Source organism: Blautia sp. HA8986 (genome assembly GCF_056504635.1).
The window spans coordinates 2,634,966-2,656,892 of record NZ_JBWLUQ010000001.1; the positions used below are offsets into that span (position 1 = coordinate 2,634,966).

Consider the following 21,927-nt stretch of genomic DNA (forward strand, 5'->3'; position numbering starts at 1 on the left):
AATTGTAAAAGTCCAATGGTAACTGCTCCACCCCTGGGAAAAAGAGGCCAGGCAGTCCAAAATAATTCATGGCACAGGGTCATAGCCTCCATGGGAAAAAGGATTGCATCGCAGAATCCTCCATGCCGCAAGAAGGCTTCCCCTGAATGCGCCATATTTTTCGATTGCTTCCAAACCATATTGAGAACATGTGGGAATATAAGGACATTTCGTTCTCTTCATCGGCGATATATATTTTTGATAGAGTCTTATCATCTTAATCAGAAATTTCTTTATCATGTTCATTCCCTGTTATGTGATGCTTTCTTGCAAGATGCAGAAAAGCACTCTCGATCTCGTGAAAGCCTTTGCCCTTGGCAGAAGCTCTCGCTACTACTACAATATCAAGGTTACTGTCAAAATCTGTTTCGTTGAGACGATAACTTTCTCTTATCAGTCTGGTGAGTCTGTGGCGAACCACACTATTCCCTACTTTTTTACTTACAGATATTCCCAGACGATTCTTCTTGTGCTGATTCTTCAGCACGTACATCACCAGAAGCCGATTTGCGTATGATGTTCCGTTCTGATATACAATTTTAAAATCTTTATTCTTCTTTAAGGACTCTGATCTGATCAAACGAATCCTCCTTAATTAAATTCCGTCTGCACGGATATTTCTCCGGATAGAAGAAAAGACCACATAAATGCGGTCTTGCAGCTTATGCTGATAACTGTTTTCTTCCTTTTAATCTTCTTGCAGCTAATACTTTACGTCCGCCCTTTGTGCTCATGCGAGCTCTGAAGCCGTGAACTTTAGCTCTGGATCTCTTTTTTGGCTGAAATGTCATCTTCATAGGTAAAGCACCTCCTTTATCTATTCTTAATTAATTGTTATGAAATAACTTATCATTCAGAACATCGTTTCAATTATATAAATAAACCTCCTTTTCGTCAAGTAAAAAATGCGAAAAAACCTATAAAATCAGGCATTCTTATAACTACCACCATCTCGCGGTTTTTTATTTTTACATTTATGTGGAAAGTGCATATGGTTTACGTAACATTATCCACATTTTGTGGATAACTTGTGGATAACTAGTGGATTACCGGGAAAACTATCCACTTTTTTCAAACATTTTTTCACCTTGATGTCAAAAAAAGCCTTTATATGCGGTATTTTGACAGTGGATTATTTTATACACATAATTCTTCCACATTATCCACGCAGTTTCTACTTATGGAAACCAATTCACCTGTTATCCACAGTTTTCCACCCTAATCCACATCAATTTCCCCAGGATATCCACAATGTTTTCCCCAAAATCTCAACGTTTTCCATTGCGAAAACCCCATTTTCAGTGTAATATATAAAAGGATATCTGTCTCCAGCCACAGGCTGGGGTTATTATAATACTCATGGGAGGAAAAAATGAACACTGTTATTGAAAAATGGGAGGAGATCCTTAACACTGTCAAATCTGAATATGAGGTGACTGATGTCCCTTTTAATACCTGGCTTAAACCGCTGAAAGTCTATGAGGTTGACGGAAATCTGATAACAGTCATTGTTCCCTCTGAGCAGGCAGGCATCGGTGTTAATTACATCAGTAAACGTTATAAAATACCACTTCAGGTTACGATCTGTGTACTCACAGGCATGGAAGAATGCGAGGTTCGCTTCGTCCTGGAAAAAGATCTCCCCAAGAAAAACGAAAAAAATACTTCCTATGATAAACAGGTTCAGGATACACGTTACGAAGAAGCACATTTAAATCCAAAATACACTTTCGACACATTCGTTGTAGGAAGCAACAACAAATTCGCTCAGGCAGCAGCTCTGGCAGTTGCGGAATCACCGGGAGATACTTACAATCCGCTCTTTATTTACGGAGGAGCCGGACTTGGAAAGACTCATCTTATGCATTCCATCGCTCATTTCATACTGGAACACGACCAGAACAGCCGGGTTCTCTATGTAACCAGTGAGGAATTTACCAACGAACTGATCGAAACCATTCGAAACGGAAACAATACTGCAATGAGTAAATTCCGTGAAAAATACAGAAATATTGATGTTCTTCTCGTCGATGATATTCAGTTTATTATAGGAAAGGAATCCACACAGGAGGAATTTTTCCATACTTTCAACAGTCTCCACAGTGCCAAGAAGCAGATCATCATATCTTCAGATAAACCACCGAAAGATATGGAGATTCTGGAAGAAAGATTCCGTTCAAGATTCGAATGGGGTCTGATCGCAGACATTACACTGCCGGATTATGAAACACGAATGGCAATTCTTCATAAAAATGAGGAGATGAACGGTTACAACATCAGTGAAGATGTCATCAAATACATTGCAACCAACATCAAATCCAACATTCGAGAGCTGGAAGGTGCCTTCAATAAGGTTATGGCCGGAGCTAAACTTGAGAAAAAAGAGGTCACTCTTGAACTTGCCGAGCAGGCACTGAAAGATATTATTTCTCCAGATGAGAAAAAAGTGATCACACCGGAATATATTATCTCTGTTGTCTCCGAACATTACGGAGTAACACCAGCAGACTTAAGCGGAAACAAACGAAACTCAAAAATCGTCATGCCTCGCCAGGTTGCCATGTATCTTTGCCGTGAAATTATTTCCACACCACTGAAAAATATCGGAAAAGCACTTGGAAACCGTGACCATACAACAGTTATGCACGGCATTGAAAAGATCGAAAACGAATTGCAGAACGACGATAACTTAAAAAATACCATAGATATATTGAAAAAGAAGATTAATCCACAAGGTTAGGAAAGTTTTCCACATTACTGGTGTATAACGTGTTGATTGTATGTGGAAGGATGTGTACAACTTTTTTGCAAAAAAGCGGCGGTAATTTTATCCCCGGTTTATTCACATCCGAAACTACCACTTTTACACAAAGTTATCCCACCTGAAAACCCTTGAAAACATCAGCCTTACGGGAGTTTTTCACAAAATCTGTCCCCCTACGGCGGTTACGGCGGATTTTTTCTATAAATATATTTATAAAAACCACAATTTATCCAAAAAAGGAGTTATACACATTATGAAAATTATCTGCTCCAAATCAAGTCTGTTAAAAAGTGTAAGTATCGCACTCAAAGCAGTTCCATCAAAAACCACCATGCCAATACTTGAATGTATCCTTATGGATGCAACAACAAATCAAATTAAATTTACCACCAATGATATGGAACTGGGAATTGAAACTATCGTTGATGGTATTATTGAAGAAAAAGGAATGGTCGCTCTTGATGCAAAGATTTTTTATGAAATCATCAGACGACTTCCAGATAATGATATTACTATTAAAACTGATGATAAATATACAGCAACCATCACCTGTGAAAAAGCAAAATTCAATATTCCAGGAAAATCCGGAGAAGATTTTGCCTATTTACCAATGATCGAGAAGGATGAACCACTTACAATTTCTCAGTATACGTTGAAAGAAATGATCAGACAGACCATTTTTTCTATTGCTGTGAATGAAAACAACAAGCTGATGACAGGTGAACTTTTTGAGATCAAGGATAACTGTTTGAAAGTAGTTTCTCTGGATGGCCACCGTATTGCGATCCGAAAAATGCCACTTAAAAAAGAGTATTCTGACCGGAAAGTGGTAGTTCCGGGAAAAACTTTAAGTGAAGTAAGCAAGATCCTGTCCGGAGAAGTGGATGATCAGGTAAGTATTTACTTTACAAAAAACCACATTCTCTTTGAATTTGATCAGACTATGGTAGTTTCCAGACTGATTGAGGGCGAATATTTCAGAATTGATCAGATGCTTTCCAGTGATTATGAAACAAAACTGAAAATTAACAAAAAAGAGTTCCTGGATTGTATCGATCGTGCGACACTTCTTGTCCGCGAGGTTGATAAAAAACCAATCATTATCAACATCACAGATGATGATATGGAGCTGCGTATTGATTCTGCAATGGGTTCCATGAATGAGGAGATCGATATTGAGAAAGAGGGTAAAGATATTATGATCGGCTTTAACCCGAAATTCCTGATCGATGCTCTTCGTGTTATTGATGATGAGACCGTTACAATTTACCTTGTAAACCCGAAAGCACCTTGCTTTATCCGTGATGATGAGGAGAATTATACTTATCTGATCCTTCCGGTAAACATCAACCAGAATCAGGGAAGATAGTAATTGTGCATTATAATGTATATGTCCGCGTGACACGTACACGCAAACAGCATTATTGAAGCATATGTAACTGAAAATATAGCTGCCAGGTGGTATTTTAAAACTACCCCTTTTTGAAAAAAGTCTGAAGGTGGTAGTTAAAACTGCCCCCAAATCTGATCAATATAGAGGATTTTTTACTGGCGGTAATTTATTGCAGGGCAGATATTTAAAATCTGCCTGATATTTTGAGAGGAAAAAGAAGTGGAAATCAGAATTAAAGATGAATTTATTAAGCTTGGTCAGGCACTGAAGCTGGCGGGGGTTGTGGAAGACGGTGTTGAGGCGAAATATGCTATCAATGACGGCCTTGTTCTGGTAAACGGCGAGGTTGAAAACCGCCGCGGCCGCAAGATCCATCCGGGAGATACCATTTCCTACGATGGAAAAGATATTTATGTGATTGGGTGAAGGAATGTACATTGAATCCATCAGACTGAATAATTTCAGGAATTATGAATTGCTGGAGATGAATTTTGATCAGGGGACCAATATTCTCTATGGCGATAATGCCCAGGGAAAAACAAATATTCTGGAAGCTGTTTATCTGGCCGGGACAAGTAAATCCCATAAGGGGAGCAAGGACCGGGAGATGATCCGCTTCGAGAATGAGGAATCCCACATCCGAATGATGGTGAAAAAGGGCGATCTTTCATACAAAATAGACATGCACCTCCGGAAAAACAAAGCGAAAGGAGTTGCCATCAACGGGCTGCCGATCCGTAAGGCAAGGGAGCTTCTGGGAGTGGTAAACCTTGTGTTTTTTTCTCCGGAGGATCTTAATATTATCAAGAATGGACCGGGAGAGAGAAGACGTTTTCTGGATTCGGAGCTCTGTCAGCTGGATGGTGTTTATATCACGGAGCTGGCCAGCTACAATCACATTGTGAACCAGAGAAACCGTCTTCTCAAAGACTGTTATGCAAATCCGGGACTGAAAGATACACTAGATATCTGGGATACACAGATGCTTGGTTATGGAAGGAAGATCATTGAGAAACGAGAGGAATTCGTTGAAGAACTTAATGAGATTGCAAAAGGCCTCCACAAGGGTCTGACAGGAGGTTTGGAGGAGCTTGAGATCCTGTATGAGCCAAGTGTGACAGCAGGAGATTTTGAGCAGAAGCTTGTGCAGAACAGAGACCGGGATCTGAGGATGAAGCTTACTTCCGTGGGACCGCACAGAGATGATTTCTGCGTGAAGGTAAATGGTATTGATATCCGGAAGTATGGTTCGCAGGGACAGCAGAGGACAGCAGCACTTTCACTGAAGCTCTCGGAGATATATCTGGTCAAAAAAAAGATCAGGGATACGCCGGTGCTTCTGCTGGATGATGTGCTCTCGGAACTGGATAGTAACAGGCAGACATATCTTCTGGAAAGTATACATGATATACAGACACTTATCACCTGTACAGGTCTGGATGATTTTGTCAGTCATCAGTTTGAGATCAACAAGGTTTTTCAGGTGGTAAAAGGGCACGTTTATATGCCTAAAGGGTTTTGACAAGGCCGTAGGCATATGTTAAACTGATTCTGAATATGGAAAGTTGGTGAATATTTTGGATAAAGAGGAGTTTCGCGTCAAGCTGGGTCAGATTAATAAACTGGTTGAAGCCCAGGATTACAAAGGTGCCATGCAGATTGTTGACAGCATTGAATGGCGTCGTGTGAAGAATGTCCGTACCCTTTGCGTTGTAGGCGAGATTTACGCTGCCAACAAGCGCTATGAGGAGAGCAAGGAAATTTTTCTTCTTGCGTATCACAGAGCACCGATCGGTAAGAATATTCTTTACCGTCTGATAGAAGTTTCACTTAAGATGGGACAGATCAGTGAAGCCACAGAATTCTTTGATGAATACAGAGAAGTGGCAGGCAGTGACAACAGCCAGTATATACTGAAATATAAGATTGCCAGAGCGAAGAACGCATCTCTGAATGAGCAGATCCGTATTCTTGAGGAATACAAGGAGAAGGAATTCACAGAACGCTGGTCATATGAGCTGGCTAAGCTTTATTATAAAGCAGGAGACAAGCAGAAATGTCTGGATCTATGCAATGAGATGGTTCTCTGGTTTAATGATGGCAATTATGTGATGAAGGCTCTTGACCTGAAGCAGAGAATGGGTGTTCTTACTGGTGAGGAGAAAGAGAAATATGAGCAGCAGTTTATTCCGAAATTGATTCCGCCGGAAAAAGCCCAGGAGATCAGGGAGAGTAAGGAAACAGCAGCTGCTGATACAGAATATGAAGAGGCCAGACCGGTCACAGATACGATTCAGGTGGATGATGAGCGTGATCTGAGCAGTGCAGAGACATTACAGGAAAAAATTTCAAAAGGTTTCCGGGATATTTTCGGTGGACATAAGAAGTCCGAAGAATCTGAGGAACTGGAAGAAAATACTGCAGATGAAGAAAAAGAGAATGAGCAGGATCTGAATGTTTCGGATTCGGATACAGAAGAAGATACACCGGAAGCTGAGGCTGCTGCCGCAGAAGAAACTGAAAAGGCAGAAATTGAGGAGGATTCGGAAGAGGCGTCCGAGGAAGAGCCGGAAATCGCAGACGGTGAGGAAATGCTGGTATCGGGTATTGATAATCTGTCAGGGGGAACGGTACAGCTTAAGACGGAAGAACTGCAGGATAAAGAAGAAGAGAAGGCAGAGAAAGACCAGCCGGATTTCTCCGCTACAATGCGCATGCCTGAGCTGAAGATTCCGAAATCTATGATAAATGTAGATCCGGAGAATGCAAGCAGTGCTGCTGATATTCCGGATGCGTCAGGAATTTTTGGAAACATTGATGATATTGCTGCTTCAGTAGGCGAGAAAAAAGATTCTGATAAAGGATTTAATCTGGAAGATACGATTCTTGCAGCTGCAACAGAGCAGGGAATCAAAATTCCAAAAGAAGATGTAACTCAGGATGCACAGACTGCAGAAGTTACATCTGCTGAGGAAGAGAATGATCTTGACCTTGCAGAGGATCCATTTGTTCCGGAGGAGCCGGATGCAGCAGATATCGAGGATATCATGGCGCAGATTTCCGCACAGCAGGAAGCAGATACGGAAGAACATACACTTAACCGTGTTCCGGATGTTGTGTTTGATGAGGACGAAGAGCCTGTTACAGAGGAGGATCTGCAGGCTGCAGAGGCTGAATTTCTCAATGGACCGGCCGGAGTGCAGAAGCCGGACGAGCCAGATGCAGATCTGGATGAAGAGGATGATGGATTCGATGAGATCCCTTCTCTGGAATTAGAAGAAGATGAAACTGAAGAAGCACCGGGAATTGCAGCAGAAAATGGTATCACAGACGATACAGCAATTGTTACGGAGGAAGAAACTCCTCTTGATGAGGAAGAGGAATACAGTGCAGAGGATTTCAGTTCTGCGGATAAATTTGAAGCAGAGCCGGAAGACGAGGACGATGAAGATGAAGAAGATGATTTCATTGCCAGCCTTCTGGATAACAGAGCTATGGAAGAGGATGATGAGGAAGAAGAACTCAGCGAGGAAGAGCAGCTTGAGAAATTCATCGAGACCATCCAGCCGGAGAGGGATCCGAATAAGATCATTTCCAGAAAGAAACAGCTCACTGATGAAGAAAAGCAGCTTTTCACATATTTTGTAGCAGTTCCAGGAATGAAAGAGCAGCTGCTTGATGTGCTCTGTGATGTACAGAAGGGTGCTGCTGATAAGACTTCCCAGACAGGTAATGTGATCATTATGGGTGGCAGGGAAACAGGAAAAACAAGGCTGATCTCAAGTCTGATCCCGGCAATCTGTAAAGAACTGAATATTGAGGCATCCAAGGTTGCTTATATATTCGCAGAAGATCTTAACGGCAAAAGCATGTCAGATATTGTATCCAAGCTTGCAGGAGGTTTTCTTGTTATTGAGAATGCAAACCAGCTTTCCCAGGAAACAGCAGATGAGCTTGATGAAGTGATGAACGGAAATACGAAGGGTATGATCGTTATTCTTGAGGATGAAAAGATCGGAATGCGTAAGCTGATCGCAAGATATCCGAAGCTTGCGAAGAAGTTTACATCCATGATCAATATACCTGTATTTACAAATGATGAGCTTGTTAATTTTGCGAAGGTCTATACAATGGAAAACGGATTCCGAATTGACCAGATGGGCATGCTTGCGCTGTACAATCTGATTGGAATCAACCAGAAAGAAGACCAGCCGATGTGCATCGGAACCGTGAAGACAATGCTTGATAACGCAATGGCAAAAGCACAGGGCGGATTATTTAAACGATCCAAGAAGAGAGTGGACCGTGATGGTTATACTGTACTTCTTGAAAAGGATTTCAGCTGATAATAATAAACAGAAAAGCAGAGGTAAAGAAATATGACCAGACCTTATCTGGGCAACCCGAAATATACCATTGAAGTCCTTCAAAAGTATCATTTTGTTTTCCAGAAAAGGTTTGGTCAGAACTTTCTGATCGATGAACATGTTCTGGAGAAGATCATAGATTCTTCAGGAATCACGAAGGATGATTTTATACTGGAGATCGGTCCCGGAATCGGAACCATGACCCAGTATCTTGCGGAAGCAGCAAGAGAGGTTGCTGCTGTAGAGATCGACAGTTCCCTGATTCCGATCCTTGAAGATACTTTGAAGGATTGGGATAATGTAACTGTGATCAATAATGATATCCTTAAGACGGATATTAAAAAGATCGCAGATGAAAAGAATGGCGGTAAACCGGTAAAAGTAGTGGCGAATCTGCCGTATTACATTACAACTCCGATCATCATGGGACTTTTTGAGAAGAATGTTCCGGTGGATTCCATCACTGTTATGGTGCAGAAAGAGGTTGCAGACCGTATGCAGGTTGGACCTGGCACCAAGGATTATGGAGCACTTTCGCTGGCTGTGCAATATTATGCGAAACCGGAGATCGTGGCCAATGTGCCGCCGAATTGTTTCATGCCACGTCCTAAGGTTGGGAGTGCAGTTATTAAACTGACGCGTTATGAGAAGCCGCCGGTGGATGTTTATGATGAACGTCTCATGTTCAGGCTGATCCGCGCATCTTTTAACCAGAGAAGAAAGACTCTTGTAAACGGAATCAAAAATTCCGGAGATTTTGCCCTGAGTAAGGAAGAAATTGAGAATGTGTTCGAAAAGTGCGGACTTCCGCTGAATATCAGAGGAGAGGCACTGACTCTGGAACAGTTTGCAATGCTTGCCAACTGTATTTATGAAATGAAAAAATAAACAAACGTTTTAAGATACAAAAAGAACCCGGGCAGCTGTTCCGGGTTCTTTTTGCGTGGTGCGTATGGACGTTGGAGAGGAATCCATACGCACATATATAACTTGTCATAGAAAGGAGGTTGTGCCTGATCTGTCAGACACAAGTAAGTAATGAAAAATTTACAATATTTATTATAAGAAAGAAATGTTAGGAAAGTTTGTTGGAAATATGAAAATATTGTGAATATATTTTCCGGCACAACATAAAGTCTGACCTGGAAATTGTGAAAAAAGGAAAAGCTGGCTTTACAAGGTGTGGGGGAGGTGTGTTATACTGGGGAGCGTCAAAAGGAAACAAATTTATTGAAACAGAGAATAGTTATAGTTTAGGTATACAGGCAGATGCCTATATGGAGGATGAATATTATGAAAAAAATGAACAGGATCACAGCACTGGTTGTTGCAGGTATTATCTCCTGTACTTCACCGATGATGGTTATGGCATCTGATTCCGGTTCAGTTATGAGCCAGGCTGAGGAAATTCTTAAAAATAACGAAGTTGAATCTCTTGCAGCTGACCCGGACAAAGTAAGCGATATCATTGTTTATGTGAAAGGACTTTTTGATTCCAATCAGATCACAGACGATGAGATCTCACAGGGAATCGATGAAGCAGCAGATTATTATGGAGTGTCACTTTCCGATGATGATAAGAGCTCACTGGTAAATATAATCAGCAAGTTCCGCGGAATTGATGTCAGCGATGACCAGATCAAGAAATATGTAAATGATGCATACAGCACTCTGAAAGATATGGGTGTCACAAAATCAGATGTGAAGAATATTTTCCAGAAAGCAATTCAGTTTGTTAAGGGAATGCTTTCCCGTCAGTAAGAGGCAGGTGTTTTAAATGTCACTTTTATTAGGACTATTATTACTGGTTTTATACAAAATGTACAAAATGTACAATATTTAGGACTTGAGATAGAAACATGAATGTGGCGTTTTTATAAAAAAAGAGGAAAATGACGAAGAAAATTGTGCAAATAAGCTAAAAGTTCACGAGCTGTTCATAAAATGTTCATATTTGTCTGCTACTATAATAACAGTTCGAAAGAACACTACGAAAGACGCTGTAATGGTGTGTATCTGTATCATTACACATACAATTTTTTTCATAATAATCGCCCCGGTAAGCCACTACCGGGGCACTCCTCGTTTTATGGAAAAAAATACTTTAAATATTAAAAAAATAAGCTTCTGCAGGAATGCAGGGGCTTTTTTGGTTTATGATGTACTAAAAAAACATGGCGCGGGCTGATGGCTCATGCTATAATAACTAAGATGAGGATAAAATCGGCAGCAGGCATAAAGCGTCGGCTGGCAGTAAATGATAAATAGATAAAGGTGAACAGGAGGTCAGGAAATGGCGGAGTCTATGAAAGATTTTGAGCAGGAGCTCGAGGCTTCTTTTAAAAAAATTGATGAAGGTGACATTATCACCGGTACAGTTGTAAGTGTTGATGAGACAGGTGTTGTTCTTGATCTTAAATATTATACAGAGGGATTCATACCGGCAGAGGAATTTTCCAGGGAGCCGGGGTTTAATCTGAAAGAGGCAGTACAGCCGGGCGAGGAGATCCAGGCAACTGTTCTCCGTAAAGACGATGGCCAGGGCAATATCCTGCTTTCCAGAGCGGAGGCAGCAGAGGTTCTGGCATGGGATAAACTTGCTGAACTTCAGAAATCAGGAGAAGCACTGGAGGTTGTTGTGAAGGGAATCGTAAACGGCGGAGCTATTGCCTATGTGGAAGGCGTACGTGGTTTTATCCCGGCATCCAAGCTGGCTCTGAGCTACGTTGAGGATACGGAAGAGTATCTGAATAAACCGCTTACCGTGCGGGTTATTGATGTTGATAAAGCGAAGAAGAGACTTGTGCTTTCTGCGAAAGAGCTTCTTCGTGAGAAGGCGGACGAGGACCGCAGAAACAAGATATCCAATATTGAGGTTGGTTTTGTAACAGAAGGAACTGTTGAGAGTCTGCAACCGTATGGTGCTTTCGTTGATCTCGGAAATGGAATTTCCGGGCTGGTGCATATTTCACAGATCTGCGAAAAAAGGATTAAGAAGCCTTCAGAGGCAGTAAATGTAGGCGACAAGGTCAAAGTTAAAGTTATTGCCATCAAGGACGGAAAACTGAGCTTAAGCATTAAAGAAGCATCTGATCTGATGGCGAAGGAAGTTGAGGAGGAGATTTTTGAGCTTCCTGAGTCCGGTGAAGAGGCAACAACATCCCTTGGTTCACTTTTTGCAAATATCAAGCTGGACTGAGAAATGTTCACACTACATAGCAACGACACTTGGATGAAAAAGGATGGATGTGAATGAAAAATCAGGAGAGAATATTTGTAATCGGACATAAGAATCCGGATACGGATTCCATTTGTTCGGCCATTGCCTATGCTGACATTAAAAACAGAACCACACAGAACAAGAAATATATCCCGAAGAGAGCAGGCCAGATCAATGAAGAGACAAGATATGTGCTGAACCGTTTTGGCGTACAGCCTCCGGCTTATCTCGGAAATATCGGAACCCAGGTTAAAGATATGGATATCCGTATCAGCCCACCGGCAGATAAGAGCATGTCTCTGAAGAATGCCTGGGATATGATGCAGGAGAACAGCATCGTATCTCTTCCGATCCGCGATAAAGATGGTTGCCTGGAAGGTCTTGTGACCATCGGAGATATTGCCAAGACCTATATGGATACAACAGATAGCTACCTCCTTTCCAATGCGAGGACACAGTATCAGAGGATTGCTGAGACTGTAGGAGGCGAGGTTGTAGAGGGAAACAGCCACGGATATTTTGTTAAGGGAAAAGTTCTCGTTGGAACAGCCAATCCGAAGATGATGGAGGGCTATATTGAAGAGAATGATATGATCATCATGGGAGACCGTGAGGAAGATCATCTTCAGGCTATCAGCCAGAATGTAAGCTGTATTATTGTAGGACTGAATATTGTAGTTTCCGAGAAAGTAGTGAAGCTTGCACATGAGAAAAGTATCGTGATCATCCGCTCACCGTATGATACGTTCAATATTGCGCGATTGATCAATCAGAGTATTCCGGTAAATTATGTTATGAAACGTGATAACATGGTTACATTTAACACTGAGGATTTCACTGATGATATTCAGGAGGTTATGATAAAAAACCGTCACAGGGCATTTCCTGTCATCAATCCTCATGGCAAATGTATCGGAACGATTTCCAGACGTAATTTCCTGGATATGCACAAGAAGAAGGTTGTGCTTGTTGATCATAACGAGGTGGATCAGGCAGTTGATAATATTGAGAAGGCTGAAATTCTTGAGATCATCGATCATCATAAGCTTGGAACTCTGCAGACTATGACACCTGTTGCTTTCCGTAATGAGCCGGTTGGATGCACAGGAACGATCCTTTATGAGATCTATGGTGAGCAGAGACTGGAGATTCCGGAAAAGATTGCCGGACTTCTCTGCGCTGCGATCATTTCTGATACGCTTATGTTCCGTTCACCGACCTGCACGCAGAAGGATAAGATCGCTGCCAGTGCGCTTGCCCTGATCGCAGGAATCAACATTGAGAAATTTGCAAGAGAAATGTTCTCAGCAGGAAGTAATCTGAAAGATAAGTCTCCTGAGGAGATCTTTTATCAGGATTATAAGAAATTTATCGGTGAAGGCAATGTTTCCTTTGGCGTGGGACAGATCAGTTCCATGGATAGCGAGGAGCTGAAGGAAATCAAGGAGAAGCTGATGCCGTTTATGGTAAGTGAATGCGGACGCCATGATATCACAAGAGTTTACTTTATGCTGACTAATATCCTGGAAGAATCCACAGAGCTTCTTTTCTATGGAGAGGGAAGCCAGCAGATGGCTGAGATCGCTTTTGAACGGAAACCGGATGGAGATACTTTTTGCCTGAAAGGCGTGGTATCCAGAAAGAAACAGCTGATCCCGGCTATGATGGAGGCTGCTCAGCTTATGAACAGCGATTACGCATAAGGAGGCCGGAGAAATGGCGAAACAGATCTGGAAGCCGGGAAATATGATCTATCCGCTGCCGGCTGTGATGGTCAGTGTTACAGATGGTGAAGGCAACGATAATATCATTACAGTTGCGTGGACAGGAACTGTGTGTACGAATCCGGCCATGGCTTATATTTCAGTCCGACCCTCCCGTTATTCATATGACATGATCAAAAAAACGGGAGAATTTGTTATCAATCTGACAACAGAAAAACTGGCTTTTGCAACGGATTTCTGCGGAGTGCGTTCAGGACGCGATGTTGACAAATTTCAGAAGCTGAATCTTACAAAAGAGAAAGCACAGTATGTTTCTGCACCGCTGATCGGGGAAGCACCGGTTTCTATTGAGTGCAGAGTACGGGAAATAAAAGAACTGGGATCCCATGACATGTTTCTGGCAGATGTACTTGCGGTTCATGCAGACGAAGCATACATGGATAAAAGTAATAAATTTCATCTTAACGATGCAGGGCTTCTGGTTTATTCTCATGGGGAATATCTTGCAGGTGGCCGGAAAGTCGGAACTTTCGGCTACAGTGTGAAGAAGAAAACGAATAAACGGAAGAAATAAAGGTAAAGTGACGATCGTTGAGATTTAATTGCAGTTATGCTAAAATGAAAGGACACAGTATGAATAATATTACGCTGATTGGAATGCCGGGTGCTGGAAAAAGCAGCATCGGCGTTGTGCTTGCCAAGGTACTGGGATACCAGTTTATTGATTCTGATCTGATCATCCAGAAGGAAGAAAAGAGAACATTAAGTGAGATCATTGAACAGGATGGACCGGAGGGATTCAAGGCGGTTGAGAACCGTGTGAATGCGTCCATTCAGGTTGAGAATACAGTAATTGCCACAGGTGGAAGTGTGGTGTACTGTGATGAGGCAATGCAGCATCTGAAATCAGAGGGAGTTGTTGTTTATCTCAAGATTTCACTGAAGCTTCTGTCTAAACGTCTTGGGGATCTTAAAGGACGTGGAGTTCTCCTGAAAGAGGGACAGACGCTTGAAAGTCTGTATGAAGAACGTGTATCTTTATATGAAAAGTATGCAGATATCATTGTTGATGAAGAGGATAAAGATCTGGAGGGAAGCCTTCAGCTGGTGCTTCAGGCACTGAAACGGGGAGAGAAGTAGTTTACAAATGCGAAATATGTGTTATAATATACAACTGACCTAAAAGACGGGTTCAGGGAACGTGTGTTTCCATTTATACTAAGTGATGAAAATAACTATAAGTTGCGGGAAAATTTCAGTGCTGCTCATACAATGAACAGCAGCAAATTTTCTGCTCATAGAGGAGTAAATAATAGAGGTGTGTTATGGAACAGTATGTGATTAAAGGCGGCAATCCTCTTGTTGGAGAAGTGGATATTGCAGGTGCGAAAAATGCTGCTCTTGCAATATTATCAGCAGCCATTATGACTGATGAAACTATATTAATTGAGAATCTGCCGGACGTAAGAGATATCAATGTTCTTCTTGAAGCAATCTCTGAGATCGGTGCTCAGGTAGAACGTGTAGATAAATCTACTGTAAAGATCAACGGTTCTACCATCGGCAATCTCAGTGTGGATTATGAATTTATCAAGAAGATCCGCGCATCATATTATCTTCTGGGTGCATTGCTCGGAAAGTATAAACATGCAGAAGTTCCGCTTCCGGGCGGATGTAATATCGGCAGCAGACCGATCGACCAGCATCTGAAAGGATTTCGTGCTCTTGGTGCTGAGGTGGATATTCTCCATGGTGCTATCGTTGCCAGGGCTGAGAATCTTCATGGAAGTCATATCTTCCTGGATGTGGTTTCTGTCGGTGCGACTATCAATATCATGATGGCAGCTTCCATGGCAGCAGGCCGTACAATTATCGAGAATGCTGCAAGAGAGCCGCATGTTGTTGATGTTGCCAATTTCCTGAACAGTATGGGTGCTAATATCAAGGGTGCAGGTACTGATGTGATCCGCATCCGTGGTGTTGAGACTCTTCATCGTACAGAGTATTCTATTATTCCGGATCAGATCGAGGCTGGTACTTTTATGTTTGCAGCAGCAGCTACAGGCGGTGATGTTACAGTACGCAATGTTATTCCGAAGCATCTTGAAGCTACAACAGCGAAGCTTGAGGAGATCGGCTGTGAGGTTGAGGAGTTTGATGATGCAGTTCGTGTACGTGCGCCACATACACTTCATCGTACTCATGTAAAAACTCTGCCATATCCTGGATATCCTACAGATATGCAGCCACAGATCGCAGTTACCCTTGCACTTGCTGAGGGTACAAGTATTGTTACTGAGAGTATTTTTGAGAACCGTTTCAAATATGCAGATGAGCTTTCCCGTATGGGAGCAAATATCAAGGTAGAGGGGAATTCTGCTATCATTGATGGTGTGAAGAAGCTTACCGGTGCGCGTGTCAGTGCTCCGGATCTTCGCGCAGGTGCTGCACTTGTTATTGCAGGCCTGGCAGCAGAGGGTGTAACGGTTGTTGATGATATCGTTTATATTCAGCGAGGATATGAGAATTTTGAGGAGAAGCTGAGAAGTCTCGGTGCTGAGATTGAGAGAGTTTCCAGTGAAAAAGAGATCCAGAAATTCCGTCTTCGTGTTGGATGAGATTTTGAACTGAATATGTGAATATTTGGAAGAGAGCTTTTGGGCCTTAGGGTCCGGAGGCTCTTTTTTTGATACAACGGAAGTTCTTAAAAAAGAAAGGAATAAAAAAAGAAGGAAGGTAATAAAGAATATAGTACACGTTAATGCACACACAGGAAAGCGGGCAAGGTATGAAGAGATTGAAGAATGTTAAGATGAGAAAAATCCTGGCATTTATGGTGTCTTTGGCGTTGATGGTGTCCTGTATGCCAAGCGCATACACAATCTCCGCGGATGAAATATTGGGAGATGAGACGGAGGAGTTGTTTTCAGATGATGAAGATACTTCCGTATGGACCGCTGAAGAAATCACACCTGATGTAAAAAACAGTGAAGGTCGGGAAACAGAGCAGCAGGAAGAGCAGCCGGTGGAGAATCCGGACAGGCGGGAAGAAGAAAAAGCAGCAGAGAATCTGGAGAAAGATCCTGATGAAGCAGAGGAAGAAAGTTATCAGGATTCTGAGGAGGTTGAAGAGTTAGCTGAAGAAGCAACGGATATGGAGCAGGAAGAACCAGTTACTTATACAAGGACTGTGGATAATGTGATTGTAACAGCAACTGCTGCCAGCGGAGTCATTCCGGAAGACGCAGAGTTTGTGGTAACATCGGTTGAAAAAGAATCAGAACAGTATTCCGAAGTAGCGGCACAGCTTGAAAACAAAGCTGAGAACGAAGAGTATTCCATCGCAGGATTTCTGGCTTATGATATCTATTTTGCAGGCAGCGACGGACAGAAGATCAATCCGGAAGATGGAAAAGTTAAGATTTCGATGGAATATCAGGAATCAGCGGAACCGGAGGAAGTGAATGAAGCACAGCAGGCATTTGACATTGCAGTAATGCATCTGGTTGAAGATGAGAATGGAAATGTACAATCTGTTGTAGACATGACCCAGGACGGAACAGCAAATGTGGAGGCTAATACAGAGGGGGAAGTTCAGAAAGCTGAGTTTGAGACGGAGAGCTTTTCTGTATTTACGATTACATGGAAGAGCAGTTCCAATACATTGAGAATTCAACTGATCAATACGGCAGGAGTTTCACTCGGAAATAATCAATCCCAAAACCTGAAAAGCAATAATGAGGTTAAGGTAAGTTCAATAGCTCCGGCAGTTACAGGATATTCTTTTTATAAAGCAAAGATAAGCTCAACAGCGACGGATGAGGGAACTGAAATCAAGAGACTTCGTTATTCCGGTGGAAGTAATCAATACAACAGTGCAGATTCCAATGGTAACTGGAATAATGTCAATGGTACCGTATATTTCATTTATGCGAAGAATATGGAAACAGTTGAAACAGTGGATCATACCGGGGATGGAATTACAATGAGAATGAAAAACCTGGTAGGAGATAATATTTCAGAAGTACGTGCAATAGGTGAGAGCATGAACTCCTTAATAGATATAGGGGGATCATATGGTGATGGAAGTATAAAAAAGAATTTATTGAATAACAAAATACCGAAATCATCTGAATATCCAACAACAGTGAAGAATGGAAAAAGCCTGGAGTCATTATTTAATGGAAAAGAAGTGAATCATTTATTTTTGAAATCTGTTTATGATGCGACAGGATATTATGAGTACAGCAGTTTCAGAAATTATGCTTATCTGGGAGATAATTCCGACTTTACGGTTTATGATGTAATTGGAACCCCGAGTAATGAAAACAGGTATTTTTATCAACGTGGAAATTTCATGCCATATAATGCAATCGCGAACGGAGGTTTTTCAACTAATACGAATTTATATGATGAAGATGGACGGGCATTAAGTAATAAAGAGCAGGCAAAAGGTAAAGAACTTTATCTGACCCAGGGAACAAATGATTATTATTTCGGTATGTACATGGGAGCAAATTTTCTTCAGCCAAAAGACGGTAAAGCTACGCTTCCGGATGGAGCAACCAGGCAGGACATGATTTATGAGTTCAATGGCGATGATGATATGTGGATTTACATTGATGGTGTACTGGTTCTTGATATTGGTGGTGTACATGATGCTCATTCCGGTAAGATTAATTTCAATACAGGTGTTGTAAGCTGGAAGGACTGTAAAACCGGACAGACACCTGTTTCATCTGAGACTACACTGAAAGCAATATTTCAGGCAGCGAGAGTATTCCCGGATGGAACAGACTGGAATGATGATCTTGTTAAAAATTATTTCACAGGAAATACATTTAAGGATTATACGACTCATAAATTCAAGATGTTTTATATGGAGCGAGGTGCAGGAGCTTCTAATCTTCATGTGAAATTTAACATTCAGGTCATTCCGAGCGGACAGGCTGAAGTAAGAAAAGAGCTCAGCAACACTGACAAGGAAAAATACAGCAATGTAAAGTTTGCATTCCAGGTATATGCGCAGAAAATTCTGAGCACGAATACAAATGGAAATGAGATATATTCAGATAGTGAATATGAGCTTTTAAAGAGTGCAGTAAAAGGAAATGCGGGTAAGCCGACTGGAACTCCGATTGATTTTTTTGACGGAGAGAATGTTAATGGAAAAACGTATGATGGTGTGTTTTATTTAAAACCCGATGAATCTGCAATTTTTACAGGCCTGAAGGCCAACCGAAAATATTATGTAAAAGAGGTTGGAGTAAGATCGGAAGAGTATGATCAGATTACGATCAATAATACCAGCTATACAGAGTTTGATGAAAACAATGAACAGACAGGTGAAGTAAAAGATATTATGACTGATACGAAACAGGTCAGTGAAAGACCTGTTGTAGTTTACACAAATAACTGTTCAGCAGCAAACAGGCGAGAGCTTCGGATCACCAAGAGGATGAATCCGGATGTGAACACGGATGATACGTTTTCTTTCAAAATAGAGCTTGGTCCTGATAAAGATCATTTACAGCCTTATGTAGGAGAATATTATCTGAGAGATAGGGCAGGAAATTATTATGCTTATGATGAGAATCAGGATCTTGTAAATAAAGGACAAAGTCCTGCTGTATGCGGAACGACTGACAATGGAATTATTCCAGGAATCAGAAAAGATTATACAGTTGCAATTACCGAAATTATTTCAGGCACTTATTACAGGGTAACAGAGGAAGAACTTGATACACAGAATAAATATAAAGATCCTTCATATGAGATTAAAAATAAGGTAATGGAAGGAGATACAGGACATCAAAACGAAACTTCTGCAGTTGGAAATGAGGGAATTATTAAACTGTATTACAATGCAGAGATGACCGTTACGAATACTCCATATAGCAAGATTAAAGTGAATAAGATATGGAAGGCCGGATCTTCTGAAATAGCCGGAGCAGTTCCTGTTTATGCAGGTCTGTATCAGAAAACAGTAAAAGGTGACGTAGAGATATTAACACCGGTAACTGATAAATATCTGGAACTCAATGAAACGAATAAGTATTCCGGAATATTTGATAGACTGGATCCTGCAATTGAATATGTTGTAAAAGAGCTTCGACCGGCAGCAGAGCTGGAAACAGCGGATTTTATTATCGGCACAGATAAAACAGGATATGTAAAAACTGACTCAGCAATGATGATCGGAGATATCGAGTATGAAGTAAACTACAGTGATCTGGCAGTCGATGAAAGTGATGCAACACAGAAAAATATTACAATTACAAATAAGAGGTATGGATCCATAACAATCATTAAGATTGACAGTGAAGATCAAAAAATCTTTCTTGAAGGTGCAGAGTTCAAACTTCAGAAGGATGGACAGGATCTAAAGGATGAATCTGGAGATGTAATTACAGTAACAACTGATTCCAATGGCAGAGCGAAATTTGACAGACTGGAGCCGGGAATTTATACAATTACAGAGATTAAAGCTCCGGATGGGTATTCTATTACGGGTAATGTAATTCAGGTAACTCTTGGAAATGATGAAGGTCAGTTGTTGGATGTAGTACAGACAATCAAAAATTCAAAACTATATTCGTTACCAAGTACCGGTGGCCCTGGTATCTATGGGTTTACAATCAGTGGTGCAGCGATTCTTGCAACTGCATTCCTGTTGTTTATAAACAGTAAACGAAAGGAGGAAGAAGCTGAAAGGTCGTAACCCATTAATTGTAAATATGATAATACGAAGGAATGGAAAAGAAAAAATGCAGAGAAAGAAAGGAGCAGTCATATGAAGAATCTGTTTAAGAAGCTTGGGGCATTACTGGTAGCGGCAGTTATGGTGCTGTCGCTGTGTACGGCAGCGTTTGCAGATGGGCAGGAACCTACGGATGCTGACAGAGCAACTATCACAGTTAAAAATGTGGAAGCTGGGTTAACAGTAACTGCGTATCAGATTACGAAAGCAAAATATCTTGAAGGAAAAGGTTTTCAGGGATATGAAAAAGCAGATGCCAGTTATGCAATTGCTGATATTTTAAAGCCTACACCTGATGAGATTGCAGCTTTAGCAAAGATAGTTCCGAATGATGGTGCCGGAGTACAGCTTACAGGAAATGGAACTACTTATACAGCAAGTGTTGCTCCGGGATATTGGATCGTACTTGTAACAGCTGGTACCAATACCACACCGGCAAAGATTTACAATCCAATGCTTGCAGGTGTGTACTACAGCAGGAATGGTACTGATAACCGGATGACATCTGATCCGATTGATGCATCTGAGCGCTGGGATTTAAAAGGAACCACAGGTTATATGAAATCCAATAGTGTAACAGTTGATAAAGTAATTGTAAATCCGGGATCTGAAAATGCAAAAGGTGATGATGTGGCAATCGGTGATGAGGTAAGCTATAAAATCACTGCAACAATTCCGGAATACAGTGCAGAATACAATACAGATACATCTAAGGTAGAGTATATAATTCACGATACATTAGACGGACTTTCCATAAAAGCCGGCACTGTTGAAGTAAAAATTGATGGTACGGCAGTAGCAGAAAATGAAGATAAATTTACAGTAACTGCACAGGGACAGAATTTGCAGATTGCTTTTAAGAAGGGGTATATCCTTGCTAATGGCGGAAAAACTGTAGAAGTAAATTACAAAGCAATTTTAACGGATGATGCAAAAGTAAATTTTGATCCGCATACCAATACTGTATATGTAGAATATACCAATTCTCCATCAGGTACTGCAAATGCAAAGACAGAGGAAAAGAAAACATATCATTATACATTTGCAATTGATGGAAATATCAATGGAACAAGTACAACAAATAACAGAAAAACAACAGAACTTGTAAAAGTTGATGAAAATGGAAAAGTTATTTCTACCAGGAGTGAAACTGAAATTGACGAATCAAAGGAAACACATGCAGGTGTTGGTGCAACCTTTACTCTTACAAGTAAAACTGATCCTGACAAAGTATATACAGCTATAACAGATGAGAATGGTTACATGTACTTTAAAGGACTTGATGCCGGAGAATACACCCTTGTCGAGACAGTAGCTCCTGAAGGATTTACACTTGATACAAATCCACATGACGTACTTATCAGCGCAAGCTATAATGCTGACGGAACTCTGGCAAGCTACACAATTACAATTGATGAGAATCCCGGATCAACATATACAGCAACTTATGATAACGGTACTATTACAAAAATTGATGGAACATCTTCTGTAACATATATCCGGAATACCAGAATGGGCGAACTTCCATCTACAGGTGGCATGGGAACATATCTCTTCACTATTATCGGTGTTGTAGTTATGGCTGGTGCAGCTGGTGCTTTCTTTATCAGCCGCAGAAAAGAGTCTGATAATCAGAATTTGCAGTGAAATACAAAATAGT

The 21,927-nt window shown here is 41.2% G+C and carries 17 protein-coding genes; 14 read left to right on the forward strand and 3 right to left on the reverse strand.

Going from position 1 to position 21,927, the window contains the following annotated elements; all coding sequences use genetic code 11:
• Window positions 1–66: 66 nt before the first annotated feature.
• From yidD to rpmH, 3 genes are all read right to left on the reverse strand, one after another.
• Window positions 67–279 (reverse strand): membrane protein insertion efficiency factor YidD, encoded by a 213-nt coding sequence (gene yidD, locus AC04Q4_RS12320; RefSeq protein ID WP_173738004.1) that lies wholly within the window; start codon window positions 277–279, stop codon window positions 67–69.
• A complete protein-coding gene (gene rnpA / locus AC04Q4_RS12325; RefSeq protein ID WP_119240151.1) occupies window positions 257–619 on the reverse strand; it encodes a ribonuclease P protein component in 363 nt (120 codons plus the stop codon). The genes yidD and rnpA overlap by 23 nt, the downstream gene beginning before the upstream one ends.
• Window positions 620–701: 82 nt before the next feature.
• Window positions 702–836 (reverse strand): 50S ribosomal protein L34, encoded by a 135-nt coding sequence (rpmH, locus tag AC04Q4_RS12330; RefSeq protein ID WP_005423866.1) that lies wholly within the window; start codon window positions 834–836, stop codon window positions 702–704.
• Window positions 837–1,411: 575 nt separating this feature from the next.
• Between rpmH and dnaA the strand changes: the two genes are divergently transcribed.
• The 14 genes from dnaA to AC04Q4_RS12400 all read left to right on the forward strand — a co-directional run bounded on the left by dnaA (window position 1,412) and on the right by AC04Q4_RS12400 (window position 21,914).
• A complete protein-coding gene (gene dnaA, locus AC04Q4_RS12335; protein WP_173738005.1) occupies window positions 1,412–2,779 on the forward strand; it encodes a chromosomal replication initiator protein DnaA in 1,368 nt (455 codons plus the stop codon).
• Between the two features lie 277 nt (window positions 2,780–3,056).
• The gene (gene dnaN / locus AC04Q4_RS12340) at window positions 3,057–4,172 is read left to right on the forward strand and encodes a DNA polymerase III subunit beta (RefSeq protein WP_173738006.1); all 1,116 of its coding nucleotides are present in this window, start codon (window positions 3,057–3,059) and stop codon (window positions 4,170–4,172) included.
• 243 nt (window positions 4,173–4,415) lie between these two features.
• Window positions 4,416–4,622: an RNA-binding S4 domain-containing protein gene (locus tag AC04Q4_RS12345; RefSeq protein WP_021650164.1), complete on the forward strand. Its 207-nt coding sequence runs from the start codon at window positions 4,416–4,418 to the stop codon at window positions 4,620–4,622.
• Between the two features lie 4 nt (window positions 4,623–4,626).
• On the forward strand, window positions 4,627–5,718 hold the full coding sequence (gene recF, locus AC04Q4_RS12350; protein WP_173738007.1) for a DNA replication/repair protein RecF: 1,092 nt from the start codon (window positions 4,627–4,629) through the stop codon (window positions 5,716–5,718).
• A 55-nt stretch (window positions 5,719–5,773) separates the two neighbouring features.
• A complete protein-coding gene (locus AC04Q4_RS12355; protein WP_476389047.1) occupies window positions 5,774–8,542 on the forward strand; it encodes a tetratricopeptide repeat protein in 2,769 nt (922 codons plus the stop codon).
• 33 nt (window positions 8,543–8,575) lie between these two features.
• Window positions 8,576–9,451, forward strand: a complete 876-nt coding sequence (rsmA, locus tag AC04Q4_RS12360; RefSeq protein WP_195456354.1) for a 16S rRNA (adenine(1518)-N(6)/adenine(1519)-N(6))-dimethyltransferase RsmA — start codon at window positions 8,576–8,578, stop codon at window positions 9,449–9,451.
• A gap of 405 nt (window positions 9,452–9,856) precedes the next feature.
• Window positions 9,857–10,324, forward strand: coding sequence for a DUF1002 domain-containing protein (locus AC04Q4_RS12365; RefSeq protein ID WP_173738009.1), 468 nt, complete (start codon window positions 9,857–9,859; stop codon window positions 10,322–10,324).
• 532 nt (window positions 10,325–10,856) lie between these two features.
• Window positions 10,857–11,762 carry a S1 RNA-binding domain-containing protein gene (locus tag AC04Q4_RS12370; RefSeq protein ID WP_476389048.1) on the forward strand — a complete coding sequence of 302 codons (906 nt, stop codon included), beginning with the start codon at window positions 10,857–10,859 and terminating at the stop codon, window positions 11,760–11,762.
• A 53-nt stretch (window positions 11,763–11,815) separates the two neighbouring features.
• Window positions 11,816–13,486: a putative manganese-dependent inorganic diphosphatase gene (locus AC04Q4_RS12375; protein WP_173738011.1), complete on the forward strand. Its 1,671-nt coding sequence runs from the start codon at window positions 11,816–11,818 to the stop codon at window positions 13,484–13,486.
• Window positions 13,487–13,499: 13 nt separating this feature from the next.
• Entirely contained in the window at window positions 13,500–14,081 is a 582-nt protein-coding gene (locus AC04Q4_RS12380) for a flavin reductase (protein ID WP_476389049.1), read from the forward strand.
• A 59-nt stretch (window positions 14,082–14,140) separates the two neighbouring features.
• Window positions 14,141–14,647 (forward strand): shikimate kinase, encoded by a 507-nt coding sequence (locus tag AC04Q4_RS12385; RefSeq protein WP_195456352.1) that lies wholly within the window; start codon window positions 14,141–14,143, stop codon window positions 14,645–14,647.
• Window positions 14,648–14,832: 185 nt separating this feature from the next.
• The gene (locus tag AC04Q4_RS12390) at window positions 14,833–16,125 is read left to right on the forward strand and encodes a UDP-N-acetylglucosamine 1-carboxyvinyltransferase (RefSeq protein WP_173738014.1); all 1,293 of its coding nucleotides are present in this window, start codon (window positions 14,833–14,835) and stop codon (window positions 16,123–16,125) included.
• Between the two features lie 170 nt (window positions 16,126–16,295).
• On the forward strand, window positions 16,296–20,228 hold the full coding sequence (locus tag AC04Q4_RS12395) for a SpaA isopeptide-forming pilin-related protein (RefSeq protein WP_476389050.1): 3,933 nt from the start codon (window positions 16,296–16,298) through the stop codon (window positions 20,226–20,228).
• Window positions 20,229–20,300: 72 nt separating this feature from the next.
• The gene (locus tag AC04Q4_RS12400; protein WP_173756251.1) at window positions 20,301–21,914 is read left to right on the forward strand and encodes an isopeptide-forming domain-containing fimbrial protein; all 1,614 of its coding nucleotides are present in this window, start codon (window positions 20,301–20,303) and stop codon (window positions 21,912–21,914) included.
• The last annotated feature ends 13 nt before the right edge of the window (window positions 21,915–21,927 follow it).